Annotated in this window: 18 protein-coding genes and 1 pseudogene; 7 read left to right on the plus strand and 12 right to left on the minus strand. The window is 61.7% G+C overall.

Going from position 1 to position 18,754, the window contains the following annotated elements; genetic code table 11:
- Positions 1–5: 5 nt before the first annotated feature.
- From FJ425_RS04350 to FJ425_RS04370, 5 genes are read right to left on the minus strand one after another with little or no spacing between them, the layout of a single operon-like run.
- Positions 6–1,478 carry a nucleotidyltransferase family protein gene (locus FJ425_RS04350; RefSeq protein ID WP_140722036.1) on the minus strand — a complete coding sequence of 491 codons (1,473 nt, stop codon included), beginning with the start codon at positions 1,476–1,478 and terminating at the stop codon, positions 6–8.
- Positions 1,478–2,155: a glycosyltransferase family A protein gene (locus FJ425_RS04355; protein ID WP_140628591.1), complete on the minus strand. Its 678-nt coding sequence runs from the start codon at positions 2,153–2,155 to the stop codon at positions 1,478–1,480. Before FJ425_RS04355 ends, FJ425_RS04350 begins: the two co-directional genes overlap by 1 nt.
- Entirely contained in the window at positions 2,155–2,907 is a 753-nt protein-coding gene (locus FJ425_RS04360) for a glycosyltransferase (protein ID WP_140628594.1), read from the minus strand. The genes FJ425_RS04355 and FJ425_RS04360 overlap by 1 nt, the downstream gene beginning before the upstream one ends.
- Positions 2,904–3,953, minus strand: a complete 1,050-nt coding sequence (locus FJ425_RS04365; protein ID WP_140628597.1) for a serine kinase — start codon at positions 3,951–3,953, stop codon at positions 2,904–2,906. Before FJ425_RS04365 ends, FJ425_RS04360 begins: the two co-directional genes overlap by 4 nt.
- Positions 3,954–3,991: 38 nt before the next feature.
- Entirely contained in the window at positions 3,992–4,414 is a 423-nt protein-coding gene (locus FJ425_RS04370; RefSeq protein WP_140628600.1) for a PqqD family peptide modification chaperone, read from the minus strand.
- A 622-nt stretch (positions 4,415–5,036) separates the two neighbouring features.
- Between FJ425_RS04370 and FJ425_RS04375 the strand changes: the two genes are divergently transcribed.
- Together FJ425_RS04375 and FJ425_RS04380 are read left to right on the plus strand one after the other, a co-directional pair.
- On the plus strand, positions 5,037–5,243 hold the full coding sequence (locus FJ425_RS04375; RefSeq protein ID WP_095768185.1) for a DUF680 domain-containing protein: 207 nt from the start codon (positions 5,037–5,039) through the stop codon (positions 5,241–5,243).
- A 68-nt stretch (positions 5,244–5,311) separates the two neighbouring features.
- Positions 5,312–5,545 (plus strand): DUF680 domain-containing protein, encoded by a 234-nt coding sequence (locus FJ425_RS04380; RefSeq protein WP_140546639.1) that lies wholly within the window; start codon positions 5,312–5,314, stop codon positions 5,543–5,545.
- An 84-nt stretch (positions 5,546–5,629) separates the two neighbouring features.
- On the opposite strand, the gene ugpC is transcribed toward FJ425_RS04380, so the two are convergent.
- From ugpC to FJ425_RS04405, 5 genes are all read right to left on the minus strand, one after another.
- Positions 5,630–6,742 carry a sn-glycerol-3-phosphate ABC transporter ATP-binding protein UgpC gene (gene ugpC, locus FJ425_RS04385; protein ID WP_140546640.1) on the minus strand — a complete coding sequence of 371 codons (1,113 nt, stop codon included), beginning with the start codon at positions 6,740–6,742 and terminating at the stop codon, positions 5,630–5,632.
- Positions 6,743–6,777: 35 nt separating this feature from the next.
- The gene (locus tag FJ425_RS04390; RefSeq protein ID WP_140722039.1) at positions 6,778–8,442 is read right to left on the minus strand and encodes an alpha-glucosidase; all 1,665 of its coding nucleotides are present in this window, start codon (positions 8,440–8,442) and stop codon (positions 6,778–6,780) included.
- 4 nt (positions 8,443–8,446) lie between these two features.
- Positions 8,447–9,601, minus strand: a complete 1,155-nt coding sequence (locus tag FJ425_RS04395; RefSeq protein WP_140546642.1) for a carbohydrate ABC transporter permease — start codon at positions 9,599–9,601, stop codon at positions 8,447–8,449.
- Position 9,602: 1 nt separating this feature from the next.
- Positions 9,603–10,616 carry a sugar ABC transporter permease gene (locus FJ425_RS04400; RefSeq protein ID WP_140628606.1) on the minus strand — a complete coding sequence of 338 codons (1,014 nt, stop codon included), beginning with the start codon at positions 10,614–10,616 and terminating at the stop codon, positions 9,603–9,605.
- Positions 10,617–10,780: 164 nt separating this feature from the next.
- Positions 10,781–12,136, minus strand: coding sequence for an ABC transporter substrate-binding protein (locus tag FJ425_RS04405; protein WP_140628609.1), 1,356 nt, complete (start codon positions 12,134–12,136; stop codon positions 10,781–10,783).
- A 358-nt stretch (positions 12,137–12,494) separates the two neighbouring features.
- Between FJ425_RS04405 and FJ425_RS04410 the strand changes: the two genes are divergently transcribed.
- A complete protein-coding gene (locus FJ425_RS04410; RefSeq protein ID WP_140722041.1) occupies positions 12,495–13,517 on the plus strand; it encodes a substrate-binding domain-containing protein in 1,023 nt (340 codons plus the stop codon).
- Positions 13,518–13,605: 88 nt separating this feature from the next.
- On the plus strand, positions 13,606–13,965 hold the full coding sequence (locus FJ425_RS04415; RefSeq protein WP_140628614.1) for a VOC family protein: 360 nt from the start codon (positions 13,606–13,608) through the stop codon (positions 13,963–13,965).
- An 80-nt stretch (positions 13,966–14,045) separates the two neighbouring features.
- Here the strand turns inward: FJ425_RS04415 and FJ425_RS04420 are convergent.
- Positions 14,046–14,264: pseudogene (locus FJ425_RS04420) on the minus strand (S8 family serine peptidase); the annotation flags it as partial.
- A gap of 239 nt (positions 14,265–14,503) precedes the next feature.
- Between FJ425_RS04420 and FJ425_RS04425 the strand changes: the two are divergent.
- Positions 14,504–15,850: an FAD-binding oxidoreductase gene (locus FJ425_RS04425; protein ID WP_140628617.1), complete on the plus strand. Its 1,347-nt coding sequence runs from the start codon at positions 14,504–14,506 to the stop codon at positions 15,848–15,850.
- A 536-nt stretch (positions 15,851–16,386) separates the two neighbouring features.
- Here FJ425_RS04425 and FJ425_RS04430 read toward each other — a convergent pair.
- Positions 16,387–16,926: a GNAT family protein gene (locus FJ425_RS04430; protein WP_140628620.1), complete on the minus strand. Its 540-nt coding sequence runs from the start codon at positions 16,924–16,926 to the stop codon at positions 16,387–16,389.
- A 546-nt stretch (positions 16,927–17,472) separates the two neighbouring features.
- Between FJ425_RS04430 and FJ425_RS04435 the strand changes: the two genes are divergently transcribed.
- Both FJ425_RS04435 and FJ425_RS04440 read left to right on the plus strand, forming a co-directional pair.
- On the plus strand, positions 17,473–18,351 hold the full coding sequence (locus FJ425_RS04435) for a hypothetical protein (protein ID WP_140628623.1): 879 nt from the start codon (positions 17,473–17,475) through the stop codon (positions 18,349–18,351).
- A gap of 14 nt (positions 18,352–18,365) precedes the next feature.
- Positions 18,366–18,719, plus strand: a complete 354-nt coding sequence (locus FJ425_RS04440) for a hypothetical protein (RefSeq protein WP_140628626.1) — start codon at positions 18,366–18,368, stop codon at positions 18,717–18,719.
- Positions 18,720–18,754 lie beyond the last annotated feature (35 nt).

Raw genomic sequence — 18,754 nt, forward strand, 5'->3', positions numbered from 1 at the left:
TACTGTCAGCCGGTCGGAGAAAAAGTGGCCGACACGAGCTGGAAAGGCAGCGCGCCATAGCTGGCGACGGCCTGCCCGTTGTCCCAGACGCGAAACTGGCGTGACGGCCTGGCCTCCAACACCAGGGCCCGTCCTGTCCCCTCAAGCTTCATCTTGCCGCGAAAGCGCAGCATCCGCTCCCCGCCGGAACGGCGGATCGCCATCGAGCGCAGCCGGGCCACGTGCCGGTCGCCCGCATTGATCTCCATCTCGATGCGTCGCCTGACCGGCGGGACGACGATGCGCACGATGAGGTCGAGCATCACCTCGCTGACTTCGCCCTGCGGTCCGTCCAGGGTTTGCGAGAGCACAAATGCGGCAGGCCCGCCTGTCGCCTTCGTCGTCACGGACTTGCCGCGCCACACGATGTCGGGCTCGGTCTGCTTCAGCCGGCCTTTCTTACGCTGCAGGCGCAGCTGCTTTGCAAATCCCCGCGACAGCCAGGTCAGCGCGCCGAAATCGGTGCGCGGCTTGGCCTGCAGAACCGACGACAGCCGCGCCGCGCCGCGCCGGTCGGCCATGTCCACCACCTTGGCCAGGACGGCCTCCGGCACCGCGATGCCGATCTCCAGCGCAAGATAGGAAAGCGCCACCGCTGCGGCGACGGCGAGACTGCGCCTGGCGATGACATCGAGGAATATGGTCCAGTCGACAGTGCCGCCCTCGATGGCCACGGTGCAATCGACCAGCCAGTCGCTATGCGCATGCGCGTCGAGGCCGCCATGCGCGATGGCGAGCGCGATGCGGTCGGCGGGCGAGGGCACGACCACGCTGACATCGCTGAATTGGGCGGCGACCGCGCGGCGCCAGATGGCGAGGTCGTCCTCGGTGTTCTGCTGCGACCCGTCATAGGCAAGCTGATGCAGGTCTATGTCGCCGTAATTGCCCTTGAAGAAATTCATCGAGCGCAGCGATCCCAGCCGTGCGCGCAGATATTGCGGGGAAACGCCGCTGGCAATCTGCCAGCCACGGTCGCGCAACACATCGAAGGCCGGCTGCATATCGCCCGGCCGCACCAGCATATCGATGTCATGCGCCACGCGCCCGCGCTGCGCGGCGGCATCGAGCGCGATGCGGCTGGCGCCTTTGATCAACATCACCGTGCAGCCGGCATCGACCATCGCCTTCAGTGCGGGCTCGGCCTCGCGCATGGCCATGCGCGACTTGGTCCATAGCATCTTCTGCAGGCCGACCAGCCGCGGATAGGCGGCGTTACCGGCAAGCTTGCGGCCGAACCTGTCGGAAATCGCGGCAAGCAACCGGTGTTCCCGGAAGGAGACGTGGTCGATGTCGTTCTCGTTCAGCCAGCCGGCGGCGCAAAGGCGCGCCGCCCCTTCGTCGGGCAGAAGTGCTGCCTTGAGCAACTGGTCGAGCGAGCCGGTCGGCCAGGACCAGCCATAGTCTGGAAAACGCCTGCCGATGCGACGGATCTTCGCCATCAGCTGGAGCTGGCTTTGCTTTGCGCCCGTCGCAGCATGGCCAGGCGTGCCACTTCCAGGTAACCGCGGTCGCGTGCCGCGTCGCGCCCATAGGACAGGCTCCCCGGCCTGATGCGCCGCAGCGCCAGGACATCAGGCATCATGTCGAGGACAAAACCGCTTTCCCGCGCGCGGGCGATCCAGTCGATCATCTCGCCGCGGCCGCCCGGCGGATCGACCATCGGGCCGACGCTCTCCGCGGTCTCCCGGCGCATCAGCATCGTCGAGCGCGACCAACCGGGGGTTGCGGTCGGAGCCATCGCGTCGGGCTCTCCGTCGCGGAAGGCGCGCATATGGGTGAAGACGCCGGATATGCCGGGAAGCCGTTCGAGATGGGCAAGCTGCGCCGCGATCTTTTCAGGCAGCCAAAGGTCGTCGGCATCGAGCGTGGCGACGAAGGGCGTCGACAGCGCGGCGATGCCGCGGGTGGTCGCGCTGCCGGGTCCGGCATTGTCCTGGCGCAAAAGCCTGAGCGGCAGGTCGATGCCGCCGATCGCGGCGGCGAGATCGTCGGTCGAGCCGTCGTCGACCACCACGACCAGTTCGGGCCGCAAAGTCTGCGCCGCTACCGATCGCAGCGTCTCTGCGATCGTGGCGCTGGCGTTGTAGGCCGGAATGACGACGCCATATGCGCTCATCACATGAACTGCCAGTCCGCGAGTTTCTTCAGTTCGAAGATGCCTTCGATCGGCTTGAGCGAAGGGTTGGCCCTGCGCCGCTTCATCGACTTGTAGATCGCGCGCATGAACTCGCGCGACTGGACATCTTGCTGTCTTGTCATGTTGCCGGCGTGCCGCCGGTAATAAAGCGCCAGTGTGTCCGGAAGCACGCATCGCGGGCCGACCTCGAAGCTGCGCAGCAGGAAGTCCGTATCCTCGGCCTGAACGAAGTCCTCGTCGAAAGCGCCGATCCGGTCGACCAGACGGCGCGAGAAGATCGCCGCCGAGAGATGGATGCCGCGAACCGTGATGCTGTTGCTGTCGCGGGTCGGCTCCAGCGTCTCGTCGTCGATCCTGTCGACCAGCATCATCCTGGAATAGGTGAGCTCGAGAGACGGATCGCGCCTGAAAAGGTCCAGATCCGCCGCGAAGCGCCCGGCCGGCGAGATGTCGTCCGAATCGAGAAAGGACACCAGTTCCGTCTCCGGCTTGAGCCGGCTGAGCCCGCTGTTGCGCGCCCGGGTCACGCCCATGTTGTCCTGCCGAAACAGCCGGATGCAAGATGCTTCGTCCATCATCGCGCGCACCGCTTCGGCCGAACCGTCGGAGGAGCCGTCATCGATGACGATGATGTCGAGATCGGCGGCGTCGCGCTGCCTGATGAGCGAACGCAATGCCGCAACGACATAGCGCTCGCGGTTGTAGACAGGCATGATCACGCTCAACTTCACCGGGCGCTCCGGACAAGGAAATCCGCAATCGTACCGGCGATTTCTTCTGGGCGTGACCCAAGCGAAATCCGGTAGCATGGCAGTAGCCGGGTCAGATCGCTGAAGAATCGAAAACCGCTTTCGCGTTCGCCAGGCATCTGGGCGATGCCGGACGGCGCCAGCGCGATGATGGCATCCTTGCGCGAAATCGGTGCGATCGAACTTGTCTTTCCGCCGCTGACATGTGGCACCAGCAACGCGCAAATGTCCAGACTCTCACGTACTGGCCGGGGCGCGATCTCGTGAATGTGGAAGGCATGCTTGCCTTGCCAGTTGAGCGGGCGGTCGGTTCCCAGCCGCCTTTCCAGCCCGAGCCGGGCGAAACCCGGCGGATCCTGCTTCAGGATCGAAAACAGCGGTTGCGCGGTCACGCCGCCGGAAAGGTCGATCAGCACGTAGTCGTCGCCGACGCTGTCCAGCCCGTTGAGCAGTCCTGCAACGACAGTTCCGGATTTTCCCGCACCCCCGGCGCCTGCCAGCAGCACGCCCCTGCCGTCGAGGCCTAGCGTGCCGGCATGGGCAAGGCGCATGCCGCGCGCGGCGTATTCCCAGTGCAGGAAGGCGCGCAGCGGCGCCCCCTGCTCCCAAGGCGGAAACGCAGCGGGAGACCGCATCAACTGGACGCCGATCCGCCGGTCGGGATCGTAGACCTGCCAGAAATCCAGATCGTGGTAATGATGGCCGCGCAGCCCCGCCTCGGCGAGTTTCCGGGCGAAGCCGTGTTCGGTGAAATGCGCGTCGCCCCAGCTTGCCGGTTCCGGCATGTCGCCGATGCCTGGATGGCCGATGAAGACACGGCATTGGCGGGAGTCCCGCGGATCGCCTTCGGCTTCGATGAAGGCTTGGCCAAGGGCATCCGCGAGCGCGCCGGGATCGAGATGCGCGATCAATTCCAGCCCCGGCAGGTGGACAGCACGTCGGACCGGAAACTGCCCGGCCGCGCCTTCGGCGGCGGCGATGAGAAAGCGGGCATAGTCCGGCAGGGTCTCGAGCGTCACGCGTGGCATGGTCTGTTCCGGCCTGGCCTGACTCCTTCGCCTGTCGCTCAGGAAACCTGCTTGACGGCCGGCCAGCCGAGCGGCTCCTCGACTTCGTGGATCGGGTCGACGAGGATCAAGTCGGCAAGGTCGTCATGGACGCTGACGTTGAGCGGTTCGCTCGCCGCAGCCAGCGCCGCTGGCAAATCGTCGGATGACGGCAGCGGCGTTGCGCTGGAAGGCGCCAGCAGCCCGAACTCGACCAGCTGGGTAATGAATGCCTCGATCGCGGCGGCATCGATCCTGGCAGCGGCCGATCGGATCAGCTCTTCGGTGCCGACACCCGAGGACAGCGCCTGCCACACTTTGCTGCCGGAATCGGAGAAGCCGAAATATTTGCCGTTGGAGAGGTCGAGCACGACAGCTTCGCCGTCGAAGGATTCGAAAACGATGTCCCGGCCCGCAACTGCGTAGACGTCGGAAAGAGGCATGTCCTTGACCCCCGCTCTGCAATTCCGGCCGGCGGCTGCGCCGGTCGTAATCGTTGCCCTGACCCCTGGACAACGCCTGTAAACACTCGATCCTTGCTTGGCAAGGCAAGCCATAACGGCGCCATCTTGACCATTTTGGCGTTCAATTCGCGGTTCGAGCCCCGATTTCGGGCACCGACAAGCAGGGCGACCGCGACCCCTCCCGGCGCGAATGCCCGCTGGCCTTCAGTCTGAACACAGTCCTGGAGCGGACCGAATCGGCCCATGGAACCGAGATGTGATGGTTAATAGTATCGAAAAGTGACTATTAGGAGATTCTAAAATCGAACTGAACGGTTCGTTTCTGTTGACGGTGCGTGCAGGACGGTGTGAACGTTGGCCCTCCGACACATTTGGTGAGCCAACTGTAAAATTCGCATAAGTTATTGATTAAGCGTGATAAAAATAGAGTCGTAGGCATGCTTATCAAAACTTCAAGATGCGCAATCATGGTCCAGACGGAAAAACTTCGTGATTGGAATCCGGCCGTCGGCTCACCCAAATCAGCGCTGTCCGAACGACGCGATTTCACTCCCAAGACACGCCGCTAGACGGACTGAATAAAGATACTGGAGTAGCAAAAATGAAAAAGATTGTTCTCACTGCCGCAGCCCTTCTGGCAATTTCTGGCAGCGCCTTTGCTGGTAGCGACCATTACAACCCGAATGAAGCCAATCAGGCGGCGGCCAAGGTCGACTCGTCCTACACGGCTGCGGTCCGCCAGTCTGCGCCGGCCACTCAGCAGCCTGCCACGACGGGCGCCGACCACAACCTTTTCGGCAACAACTAACGGCCGACTTGAACCGGCGGCGGGCTCGCCCGCCGCATCGGTCGGACCACAAGATTCAGGAGCCTGAAATGAAGAAGATCGTTCTTGCCACGGCCGCCCTGTTGGCCGTTTCCGGCGCTGCTTTTGCGGGCAGCGACAATTACAACCACAGTGGCGTCAACCAGCCGGCCCCGGCGGTCGATACCACCCCTACGTCGTCGATCGGCACCGACTCGCCTGTCTACAAGCTGCTGAACTCGTCGCGCGACGTACAGAAGTCGGCGCCTCAGGGTGCCGACCGCGACCACTTCGGCAACCGTTGACAGCCGACTGTGACTTGAAAGAGAGAGCGGCGGGCCAGGCCCGCCGCTCTCTTTTTTGCCGGGAACGCCGGCCTGCCGGTAGCGTCAGGCAGCCTTTGCTTCCTCGCGATGCAGCGTGAACGAATGGCCGTCGGCGTCGAAGATGTGCAGATCGCCGCCGCCGGCATTGAGCCGCAGCGTCTCGCCGCGCTTGACCTCGACATTGCCCGGCAGCTTGGCAACCAGCGGCAGGTCGGCGCGGCCGATATCGATGTAGACGAGCTGAACCTCGCCGAGCTGCTCGATATAGTCGACCTTGCCTTCGAACAGATAGTCCGCGCCTGTGGCGATCGCCAGATCCTCCGGCCGCACGCCGAAGCTGACCGCCGCGCCATTGGCCGAGGCCGGCGTCGCGATCGGCACCGTCGCCTTGCGGCCGCCGACATGGCTGACCACCGTCGGATTGCCCGCTTTCTCGATCTTTGCCGGCAATATGTTCATGGCCGGCGAGCCGATGAACTGGGCGACGAACAGGTTGCCGGGCCGCTTGTAGAGTTCCATTGGCGTGCCGACCTGCTCGATAACGCCTTCCTTCAAGACCACGATGCGGTCCGCCAGCGTCATCGCCTCGACCTGGTCGTGCGTGACGTAGATCATGGTGGTGTTCGGCATCGATTCCTTGAGCTTGGCGATCTCGATGCGGGTGGCGACGCGCAGTGCTGCGTCGAGATTCGACAACGGCTCGTCGAACAGGAACACCTTCGGGTTGCGCACGATGGCGCGGCCGATAGCGACGCGCTGGCGCTGGCCGCCCGACATCGCCTTGGGCAGGCGGTCGAGATATTTGGTCAGTTGCAGGATCTCCGCCGCCTGGCGCACGCGCTTGTCGATCTCGGCCTTGCTTTCCTTGCCGATCTTCATCGAGAAGGCCATGTTGTCGTAAACCGTCATATGCGGATAGAGCGCATAGGACTGGAACACCATGGCGATGCCCCGCTTCGACGGCGGCACGTCGTTCACCACTTCGCCGTCGATCTTCAGCTCGCCCGATGTGATCTCCTCGAGGCCGGCGATCGATCTCAGCAAGGTCGACTTGCCGCAACCCGACGGCCCGACGAAGACGATGAACTCGCCTGATTTGATATCGAGGTCGATGCCGTGGAGAATGTTGAGGTTGCCGTATGATTTCTTCACCTGGTTGAGCGTGACATCGGCCATGTTTTTCTTCTCCCGTTGATTCCTGTTTTAGAAGTTCAGTCGATGCGTCCGAACCAGGCGCCGTAGCCGCCGAGGCGGACCGGCCCGGTGCCAGTCTGTCCCGAAAAGCTATGCCCGGGCAAGGGTTGCAGCGCACCTTTGCCGAGATCGACCTCGGCGGGCTTGCCGCCGAGGTTGAAGGCGCAGACGATCCGCTCATTGCCCTCGCGGCGTGTGAAAGCGACGGTGTCGCCATCGCTTTCGATAAAGTCGATGTCGCCCTTGGCCAGCGCCGGATGCTGGCGCCGGAAGGCGAGGAAGCGGCGGTAATGTTCGAGCAGCGAGCTTGCGTCGCCCTGCTGCACGTTGACCGCCTGCGACAGGTGCTTGCCCGGCACCGGCAGCCACGGCTTGGCGGTCGAGAAACCGCCATTCTTGGCGGCCGCGTCCCAAACCATCGGCGTGCGGCAGCCGTCGCGACCCTTGAACTCCGGCCAGAACCGGATGCCGTAGGGATCCTGCAGGTCCTCGAACTTCAGCTCCGCCTCGCCAAGGCCGAGCTCTTCGCCTTGATAGATGCAGACCGAGCCGCGCAGCGACATCAAAAGCGCCGAGATCACCTTCAGATAGGCGGTCGGATCCGCCTCGTTGGTGGCCCAGCGCGAGGCGACCCGCATCACGTCATGGTTGGAGAAGGCCCAGCACGACCAGCCGTCGCTGGCGACCGTGCCGAAGGCCTCCAGCACCGCGCGCGCTTTCGCCGCGCTGATCTTCTCCGGCGCCAGGAAGTCGAAGGAATAGCACATATGCACGCGCTTGCCGTCGGCGGTGTAGGCGGCGACCACCTCCAGGCCGCGCTGGGAATCGCCCACCTCGCCGACGGCCGCCTGCGCCGGATATTCGTCGAGAAGCGCGCGGAAGCGCTCCAGAAAGCCGAGGTTCTCCGGCCGGCTCTTATCGTAGATATGGTCCTGATAATTGTAGGGATTGACCGCGGGCGCCGTCTGGTCGTTGCGCTGTTCCGGCGGCAGCGGCGGATTGTCCTCCAGCCCTTGGCTGTGGAAGTAGAAATTGATCGTGTCGAGGCGGAAGCCGTCAACGCCGTGCTCCAGCCAGAAGCGGGTGATGTCGAGCAGCGCGTCCTGAACTTCTGCGTTGTGGAAGTTGAGGTCGGGCTGCTCGGCCAGGAAATTGTGCATGTAATATTGCTGGCGGCTGGTGTCCCACTGCCAGGCCGAGCCGCCGAAGATCGACAGCCAGTTGTTGGGCGGCGTGCCGTCGGGTTTTGCGTCCGCCCACACATACCAGTCGGCTTTCGGATTGTTGCGGCTGGAACGGCTTTCCTTGAACCAGGGGTGGATGTCGGCGGTGTGCGACAGCACCTCGTCGATCATCACCTTGAGCCCCAGCCGATGGGCTTCCGCCACCAGCGCGTCGAAATCGGCGAGCGTTCCGAACATCGGGTCGACGTCGCAATAATCCGACACGTCGTAGCCGAAATCCTTCATTGGCGATTTGAAGAAGGGCGAGATCCAGATGGCATCGACGCCGAGCGAAGCAATATAGGGCAGGCGCTGAACAATGCCCTTCAGGTCGCCGATGCCGTCGCCATTGGAGTCTTGATAGGAGCGCGGGTAAATCTGGTAGATCACCGCGCCCCGCCACCAGTCGCGGTCGACGGCGGCGTCTGGTTGCGACGTCGCCTTCAAAGCCGATTGCATGTCTTCAACCTCCTTTCACCGAGCCGGCAAGCAGCCCGCGGACGAAATAGCGCTGCAGCGAGAAGAACACGAACAGCGGCACGATGATGGTGATGAACGCCGATGTGGTCAGGATCTCCCACTTGCCGCCGCGCGAGCCGAGCAGCGCGTTGAGCTTGGCTGTCAGCACGATCTGATCGGGCGCCGTGCCAAGGAAAACCATCGCCACCAGCAGATCGTTCCATACCCACAGGAACTGGAAGATGGCGAAGGAGGCAAGCACCGGGAACGACAGCGGCAACACGATCTTGACGAAGATCTCGAAGTCGCTGGCGCCGTCGATGCGTGCCGATTCCATGATCTCGCGCGGCAGGCCGGCGATATAGCTCCTCAGCAGGTAGATGGCGAAAGGCAGGCCGAAGCCGGTATGTGCCAGCCATATGCCGAGATAGGTCTTGGACGGCACGCCGAAGAAGGCGCCGACCCCGTTATAGAGCCTGAGCAGCGGGATCAGCGACATCTGCAGCGGAACCACCAGAAGGCCGATGATCACCGCGATCAGCAGCGGCCGGCCGGGAAAGCGCATCCAGGCCAGCGCGTAGGCTGCGAAGGCTGCGATCAGGATGGGGATGATCGTCGCCGGGATCGTAACCGTCAGCGAGTTCATGAACGAGCGGCCGATGCCTTCTGAAAACAGCACCGCATCGTAATTGTCCGTGGTGAATTTCGGCGGCGCCGAGGAAGCGAAATAGACGCGCTGGCCGCGGTCGCCTTCGAAGGCCTTCGGTGACGACAGCACGAAGCCGCCGTCGGCATTCATCTGCAGCGTGACGCCGTCATTGAGGTCGGCAACCGATCCCGCCTTGTACTGCGTCGGCGCGGAGGACTTCACGCCGAAGGCGCTGATCTCGCGCTTGGGGCCATCGCCGAAGATATTGCCCTCGATGACGTATTTGCCGTCCTTCTGGGTTTGGCCCGACGCGCCCGGCAACCGTCCCGCCTCGCTCTGGCTGGAACTGGCGAAGGAGTTCCACCAGCCGGAGGCGACGATCTGGTCCTTGTCGCGCAGCGACGAGACGAGGATGCCGAGGGTGGGGATGGTCCAGATCGCCACGAAGACGAGCACGGCGATATGAACGCCGAAGCGGCCGACAAAGGACTTTCCGGTCTTGGTCGCCATCTCAGTGCCCTCCCGTCTCTTTGTTGGCCTGGCGGATGTTCCAGACCATGATCGGGATGACCGCGATCATGATGATGATGGCGATGGTCGCGCCGCGGCCGAAATCGCCGCCGCCGCGGAACATCCAGTCGAACATCAGATTGGCCAGCACCTGGCTGTTCCATTGGCCGTTGGTCATGGTCAGCACGATGTCGAACACTTTCAGCACCAGGATGGTGATGGTGGTCCACACCACGGCGATCGTGCCCCAGATTTGCGGCACCATGATCTTCCAGAAGATCTGGAACGGGTTGGCCCCGTCGATCACGGCCGCTTCCAGCGTCTCTTCCGGAATGCCGCGCAGCGCCGACGACAAGATGACCATCGCAAAGCCGGTCTGGATCCAGATCAGGATGATCATCAGGAAGAAATTGTTCCAGAACGGCAGCGATATCCAAACCTGCGGCTGGCCGCCGAAATATTGGATGATGGCGTTGAGCAGGCCGATCTGCACCTGGCCCTCGCCGCGATACTCGTAGATGAATTTCCAGATCACGCTGGCGCCGACGAAGGAGATCGCCAGCGGCAGGAAGATCAGGCTCTTGGCGATGGTGCCCCACCAGATCTTGTCGGTGAGCACGGCGATGATCAGGCCGAGGAAGGTGCAGGCAGCCGGCACCACGGCCAGCCACAGGATGTTGTTGAAGATCGAGTTGCGCAGATCGTGATCGCCGACCGCCCATTCATAATTGGCGAGCCCGACGAAATTGGTGCCGCCGCGATCGTAGAAGGAGAGCCACAGCGTCGCGATCACCGGGTAGATCAGGTAGACCGTCAGGATGATCATCGCCGGGCCGACGAAAAGCCAGGGTCGCACCATTCCCTGCCGGCGCAAATTGTCGACGGCGGCGGTGCCCGAGACGCCGCGTGACGGGAAGACAAGATCGAGCAGTTTGTTGGCGCCCCAGAAATAGGCGACACAGCCGCCGACGCCGATGATGATGACGAATATGGCCGAGAAAATCTGAGCCGCCATGGGTCCCTCTCCCTGCGCATGACCGGCCGGCCGAGGCTGGCGATCGGATGCACCGACTTTCGGTTATTCGGAACAATCGAAACGCGAAGGCTTCCGGCGCGGACCGCCGGTCGGACCCGGGCCGTAGCCCGGGTCCATAGGAGGATTAGGAAGATTTCAGGATGCTATTTGATGCCGTCCCAGCTTTTCTGGATGTCGGCGGCGACGTCCTGCGCGGACTTGCCGCCGACCAGGTCGACCATGCCGGTCCAGAACGAGCCCGCGCCGATCTTGCCCGGCATCAGGTCGGATCCGTCGAACCGAACCGTCGTGGCGCCGACCAGGATCTCGCCCTGCTTCTTCAGCGCATCGCTGCCATAGGCCTCCTTGTTGGCCGCCTTGAAGGGGGTAACGAAGCTCTTCTGCGCCATCCACAATTCATGCGCGAGCGGCATCTCGAGGAACTTGATGAACTCGCGCGAGGCCTTGGAATCCTTGGTGATCATCACCAGCGTGCCGGCCACTTCCAGCGGCGTGCCCAGTTCCGGCTTGGAGGCGTAAGGCGGGTAGGGGAAGAAGTCGGCGTCCTGGCCGAGCTTCACGTTTTCCGGGAAGAAGGAGGGGATGAACGATGCCTGGTGGTGCATGTAGCACTTGGGCGGCACGGTGAAGAGGCCCTTCGGACTGTCGCGGAAGTCGGTCGCCGCGACCGCCTTGGCGCCGCCGTCCACCATCTTGTCGTCGGTGGCGATCTTGCCGAAGATGTCGATGGCGTTGACCACGGCCGGGTCGGTGAACGGAATCTCGTTCTTCACCCACTTGTCGTAGACTTCCGGCGGCTGCGTCCTCAGCATAATGTCCTCGACCCAGTCGGTTGCCGGCCAGCCGGTGGCGCCGCCCGAACCGAGCCCGATGCACCAGGGCTTGCCGCCGTCGGCGACGATCTTCTTCTCCAGATCGGCAAGTTCTTCCTGGGTCTTCGGCACCTTGTAGCCGGCCTCGTCGAAATTGTCGGGCGAGTACCAGACCAGCCCCTTCACGTCGATCTTGTAGGGAAAGGCGTAGAAGCCCGGCTTGCCGTCCTTGCCATTATAGGTGCCGAGCTTGGCCCAGGAATCGCCGGCGGCGTAGTTTTCCTTGATCCAGGTCGCGACGTCGTCGCCCAGCGGGGTCAGCACGCCCTTGGACGCGAGATCCTGGATTAGGCCGGGCTGCGGCAGGACGGCGATGTTGGGCGGGCTGCCGGCCTGGGTGTCGATGACGATCTGCTGCTCATAATTCTCGGACGAGGAATATTTCACCTCCGCGCCGGTCGCTTCCTGGAAATAGTCGAGAACCGAACGCACAAGCGCCTCGTCCTCGCCGCGCCACGGCCCGAAGATGGTCAGCGTCTCGCCCTTGAGGTCGACCTTTTTGAGGTCGTCGTAGTTCGCCCAATGAAATTTCGAATCCTCGCCCGGCTTGAACTTCAATTCGGCTTGCGCCGGCAGGCTGAGGGTGAGTGCCGCGAACGCCGCACCCAAGAGAAGCATTTTCTTCATCGCAAGTCCTCCCAGTGATCACAAAAAGGACGAAACCTCCATCTCGTCCGCCGACGCCGCGGAACTGTGACTCAGCGAAAGGGCAACCGCAACCTTTCGAAGAGACTTCCAAAGCGCTTTGGCTATTTTGATCTCGCCATTGAATCTTCCGGGAGTCAAGAGGGCGACTTGATTAATCGATTTAAATTCGAGGAGACGGGGCGAGAAAAGTGCGGTGCAGCATGCTTTTTTGGCGATGCAGCAGCAATTTTGCTTCAAACGATGCTGTCTGGCCTCTAAGGTCGTCATGCTTGATGATCTCGCCAACAATCGTCAGATCGATTCAAAATTGAAAGCGCTTTGAGGCTGGAGGCCTCCGATGAACCTCAAGCAGCTGTCGCATATGCTGTCGCTCTCGCAGACCACGGTGAGCCGGGCGCTGAACGGCTACCCCGAGGTCAACGAGGAGACCCGGCGCCGGGTTATGGATGCCGCCAAGCGCCATGGCTACCGGCCGAACCCCAGCGCGCGCCGGCTCGCCACCGGCAAGTCGGGAATGATCGGCTATGTGCTGCCGACCGGGGCCGCCGTCGACATCGATCCGCACTTCGTCGAATTCCTCTCCGGCCTCGGCGACTATGCCCGTTCGCACGAGCTCGACCTTGTGCTTTCGCCCGCCGATGCCGACGACGAGGAAACGACCTACCGGCGCATCGTCGCCAACCGCCAGGTCGACGCCGTCTACCTGTCCTCGCCGCGGCCGGCCGACAAGCGGCTGGCGCTGGTCAACACGCTGGGCATCCCTTTCATCGTCCATGGCCGCAGCGAAGGCTTCGATTTCGACTATCCCTATCTCGACATCGACAATGAGGGCGCCTTCCACGAAGCGTCGAGGCTGCTGATCCAGCTCGGCCACAAGCGCCTGGCGCTGATCAACGGCAACGAGCGCGAGACTTTCGCCATCCACCGCGAGCGCGGCATGCGCCGCGCGCTTGCCGCGAACGGGCTGGCGCTCGGCGAACGCCACATCCGCTCGGCGGCGATGACCGAGGAAAACGGCTACCGCGCCGCCCGCCGCCTGCTCGAGGAGGCTGAGCCGCCGACGGCGATCGTGTGCTCCAGCCTGATCATGGCGCTGGGTGTGGTGCGCGCCGTGCGCGATCTCGGCCTCGCCATACCGGGCGACTTGTCGCTGGTCGCCCATGACGACGTCTTCCCCTGGCTGCGGCCGGAGAATTTCCCGGTGCCGCTGTCGACGACACGCTCCTCGATCCGCCTCGCCGGCGCGCGCGTCGCGGAACGGCTCGCGGCGCGGATATCGGGGTTGGAAGAGGGGGCGCGGGGAGAGGTCTGGCCGGTGGATCTGGTGGTGAGGGGATCGGTGGCCGGGGCGCCGGCGTAGAGATTAGACTCAACTACCTTGAGCGGCGGAGTTTCCTAACGGACGCTTTCATTCAAGCAAACGCGATAGAGGTCGCCAGGACAGCTGCATGATTCTTGAATTGCACCACATCCAGTTGGCTATGCCTGAAGGCGAAGAGCAGGCCGCACGGAACTTCTACTGTGGCGTCCTCGGCCTTTGCGAGGTCGACAAACCCGAGGAACTGCGTTCGCGCGGTGGAGCATGGTTCGAGAGCGGGAGCGTCAAAGTTCATTTGGGCGTGGAGAAGCCGTTTGCTCCTGCCAAGAAAGCGCATCCTGCGTTCCGGGTAGAAAAATTAGATCAAACAATCGCCGCACTTCAGTCGAGGAGCATCGGATTCTGGTTTGACGCTGATCTGCCGGGCATCAGGCGCATCTATGTCAGCGACCCATTTGGGAACCGTATCGAGCTTCTTGAGCTCGTATAGCGAAACGTCTCATTCGGCGTCGCCCAATACCCGTCCGGCAGCAGCCAACTACTGAGTTTGGCCCCGAGCGGTGCCCAAACTCACTCCTTCGCCGCCCCAGCCGCCTTGACGTCCAGCAACCCATAGCCGTCATTGTCCCGCCCCTTCGGGCCGAGATCCTTTGCGGTGGTGGCCAGCGCCTTCTCGATGTCATCGGACGAGCGGTCGGGCGCGGCGTGGATCAGATTGGCGATGGCGCCGGACACGATCGCGGCGGCGAAAGAGGTGCCGGTCACCACGTCCGAGCCGGCGCCGCTTGGCCGCGCGCATCTCGGGGCTGGAAGAGGGGCGCGCGGCGAGGTCTGGCCGATCGATCTGGTGGTGAGGGGGTCGGTGGCTGGGGCACCAGCGTAGGTCAGCATTCCGAAGGCTTCGCCGGTCGCCTCCTTCTGGGCTACCTTTGCTGCCGTGGGACAACGGTCAGCCTTCGGCTGCTCCTGATGCTGGACGGTGACAACCGGTAAGCCAGACCGTCAACCAGTCCTTCCAGGTGCGCCATTTGCCGACATTCCCGTTCACCGAAGCGGATCCAGTCCAGTACCCCGGTCCTCCGCCGAAGGCTTCGGAGGTGGTGATCGTCGGTGGCGGCGTCATCGGCGTAACGACGGCCCTCTTTCTTGCTTCCCGAAACATTCCGGTGACGCTGCTGGAAAAAGGCCGCGTTGCGGCCGAGCAGTCCTCCCGCAACTGGGGGTGGATCAGAAAGCAGGGACGAGACGCAGATGAGCTGCCGATCGTCATCGAGGCCTGTCGCCTATGGCGGCAACTGGCCGAGGAATGCGGCGAGGACATCGGGCTGAACCAGACAGGCGTGACCTACCTGGCGAACGCCGACAAGGACATGGCCAAGTTCGAAGAGTTCATGAAGATCGCCGCAATCCATCAGCTCGACACGCGACTTCTGGACGCCGACGAAACCGCTGAACTCATCAGCGGCATGTCGCGCAGGTTCAAAGGCGCGATGACGACGCCTTCCGATATGCGCGCGGAACCTTGGTTGGCGGTGCCTGCGTTAGCCAGGCTTGCCGTGCGAAAGGGCGCCAGGATCGTGGAGAATTGCGCAGCGCGGACCCTCGAAATCGCAGCCGGCAGGATCAAGGGCGTTTGGACCGAGGCGGGATATATCGAGACCTCAACCGTGCTGGTCGCGGGCGGCGCCTGGTCTTCCCTGTTCCTGGCGAGGCATGGCGTATCCATACCCCAGCTCAGCGTCCGGGTAACCACAGCCGCCACGGAACCCATGCCTGAGGTCTATCGAGGCGCGGCCGCCGACGACCACATCGCTTTCCGGCGCAGGCAGGATGGCGGATACACGCTCGCCGCTGGCGGCAGCCACTTGCTCTATCTAGGGCCTGACGCATTCCGGCACTTCACCAAGTATATTCCCGCCCTCAGGGACAATCCGTTCGGCACGCGCTATTTCCCGTTCGCTCCGTCAGGCTACCCGGATGGCTGGTCGACGCCACGCGATTGGGCGCCGGATTCCGCAAGCCCTTTCGAAAGAATGCGCGTGCTCGACCCAGCCCCTGAGCCGGCAAAGCTTCGCTCGGTCGAGCGCAATTTCAAACAGCTTTTCCCCCGGTTCGAGACGGTTCGCCTGAAGGTCGGCTGGGGCGGCATGATCGACGCCATGCCCGATGTCGTCCCCGTCGTGGATCGGGTCCAGGCGATCGGCGGTCTTTTCGTCGCGACGGGCATGAGCGGCCACGGGTTCGGCATCGGGCCTGGCATCGGCCGCGTCGTCTCCGACTTGATCCAGGGAAATGAACCCGGCCACGACCTCAGCCGCTTTCGGCTGTCGCGTTTCTATGATGGAAGCCCGGTACGATTGGGTCCGGCGCTTTAAGTGGCCGAAATCCATTCTTGATCGTCATCCGATGGACAATTGGTCGATCGCGGTCATCGCGATCCGCCGTCAAAGGCGGCTGGATGGCGACGCCGGGATAGATAAACCACAATTCTTCTGAAGCAATTAGTGCCACTGCACATAGTGCCACTGCACTGAGATTTTGACCGGTCGGCTCTGTTTGCGTTGGCAGGTGGCACGCGTTGGAGATTGGCCGAAAACGCCATCGCGATCGTCATTCCAGGGCGGAGCAGGAGCGAAGCTCCGTCGCGAAGACCCTGGAATCCATGCCGTTGCCTTCGCCAAGGCGTGCAAGGGAGCAAAAATTCAGCACCGTGGCGGAGCTTCCAAGTCACGGCATTCTATGGTCTGCGCGCGTCGCTTCGCTCCTTGCTCCGCCATAGAATGACGACGTTGGGGCGGCCGCAACCAATCCCCCGGCGTTTGCGCTGATTTCACGGACATGAACGGAAAATCTTGCACCAAGACAAACGGCAACCTTTCAAAATCCCTGTGCCAGGGAACTAGGTTGATCATCAGATCGGACCAAATTCTCTGTCCAGCAGCCCCATAATGATGTCGTCCTGCCAAGCCCCGCTGACCAATGCGGCTTCGCGCTCACGTCCCTCCTCCACAAATCCGCACTTGCGATAGCAAGCGATCGCGCGGGAATTGCACGATAAGACTCTTAGGGAAATGCGGTGCAGGCCAAGACCAAACGCGTAACCGAGGACGAGCCTGATCGCTTCGGTACCATACCCCTTGCCGAGATATGCTTGATCGTCGATGCCGATGGCCAAGGCCGCCCTCTTATCGTGCCAGTCTATGCTGTGAAGGCGCACATGACCGACAAAGCAACCTGCATCGATCACCCATGCATAGTCCTGTTGCTCGATGAAGCGAATGGCTGCTTCGGCATCGGCTCGGGTAAAGATTGTGCTAGGGTCGAATATCCCACCGTAGGCTTCAACGATCTCGCGATGCCGACCGAGCGCTAGCCGCGTTTCCACATCTTGGGGAATTGGTCTGCGAAGGATGAGGCGAGCGCCCCGAAGTTCGGGAAGATCGGCATTCATCGGTAAGAACTAGGATGTTCGCGCCTGTTTGTCGAATGACCGGGCCCCTGTGAGGTCTGGAAGAGGGCGCGCGCGGCAAGGTCTGGCCGGTCGACCTGTTGGGGCGCGGGGACCGGTGGCAGGGGCGCGCCGGTTTAGAGTCAGAAACTCAATCGTCCTGAGCGACGAGTCAGCCGCTCTCCGTCTTCCACAGTAAACGGCAGCCCTGCGCCGCATTGTCGATCATGGAGGAGTCGGCTAGCTGCTTCTAGCGCGAGGCCGCTGTTCGGGCAGTCGTTTTCGGCACCAGCCGTCATTTCATGGCTTCCTGCTTGCAAGACCCTGCCACATGGGACCGTAATTGGAAAACTATAAAGCGAAACATACCCTTAGCAGTAACTTTGGTATAGTACTTGCTAATAGAATGTTTTTCTGCGAAATTAATAAAAAATAACGGATTGGCCTAAATAAAAGGCCGGGGGGAGGGGCACGTTGCGATATCGTCGACGCGTGGCTTTTGTTGTGACTGTAACCTCTGCAGTCTCTGCGTGCGCGGTGAGACCGACCGTGCACGACATGACAAGGTATTACGCACCCGAGATCGTCAGAAAGGTTCGCTGCGAGGCCTTGCAGGGCATAGCGGACGTGTATGCCGGGTGGCTAATCTATAACGACGACGATCCGTATGGGCAGGATGTTGCCAGGAAGGTTAGAGATCGAAAGATAAAGCTCTGGTCGATCGACTGGAAGAAGCTTATACCGGCAGATTACGCGTATGTCGAGTATTTTGACCCTACTGTCATCGCTTACGACTTCAATTTGGATAGTACAGAAACAAATGATGCAAGCTTTGACTTGAATTTCTTGAATGCCATCACCGATGGGACGGTATCAATACCCATTAAGACCGGAATAAATCGATCTAGAAATGGAGTTCAGACTTTTACCCTAACGGATACGTTCCATTTCCTTCTCAACGACCTCGATCACGATTACTGTGATCCGAAATCAGGCGATGTTCGCCCAGGATTCTTTTCGACGCAGCCAAATTTCGTGTACCCGATCGTCGGAAAGATCGGAATCGCTGATATGGTGAGTGACTTTGTTTCGCTAAAACTCTTTGGTCATCTGGGCACAGATGACAAACCGGCGATGGCTTACTCTCAGGAATTTACGACAAAGATATACGGCGACGTGAATCCTAAGATTGAAATCGTCTCATCGGCCTCTTTCAAGGACGGTACGCTCGGACTGACAAATTCAAGAGAAGATAAACACAAGGTCGTAATCGGATTTTCGGTAAAGGTTCCGCCGGAGTTCAGGTCCGAGGAGAAGAAGGTCGGGACATACGTGAGAATCGAAGGAGACGCAACGACAAGAAGGGCACTTGAAGAGGTCGACCGACTGATCCAGCGCACGGAAGGCAATGTGGTGACGCTTAAATAGGAAATATGAAGGCCATGGCGCGCAAATTGAAGAGTCGCAATGAACAAGACCCGAGGATGAAGTTGTTTCCGCCGCACAGAAAGTGGGTGGATATGAATGCTTTTACTTTCGCCAACCTTGTTCTTGAGAGTAAAGATCGAGGGAAGCTTGGAAATCTCATGGAGATTCTGAAGCAAGACCATGTAACGGTCAAAGCCGAGACAGTGAACGAGTCAAAGCGGATCCTCCGCGATGCTGACGCCGACCTGAGCAGTCCGTTCGCCCGCGTATATCTCAGGCTTGATCCAAAGCGCTGTAAGAAACGCCCCTATTCCCCACCGATTGGACGCGACCTCTCAAGTTCAGAAGCTGACGCTTTAGAGGAGTGATCTAGTCTGGTCGTTGGTTAGCGCAACCTTGCTGC

It is taken from the genome of Mesorhizobium sp. B2-7-2, assembly GCF_006440775.1.
GTDB lineage: Bacteria > Pseudomonadota > Alphaproteobacteria > Rhizobiales > Rhizobiaceae > Mesorhizobium.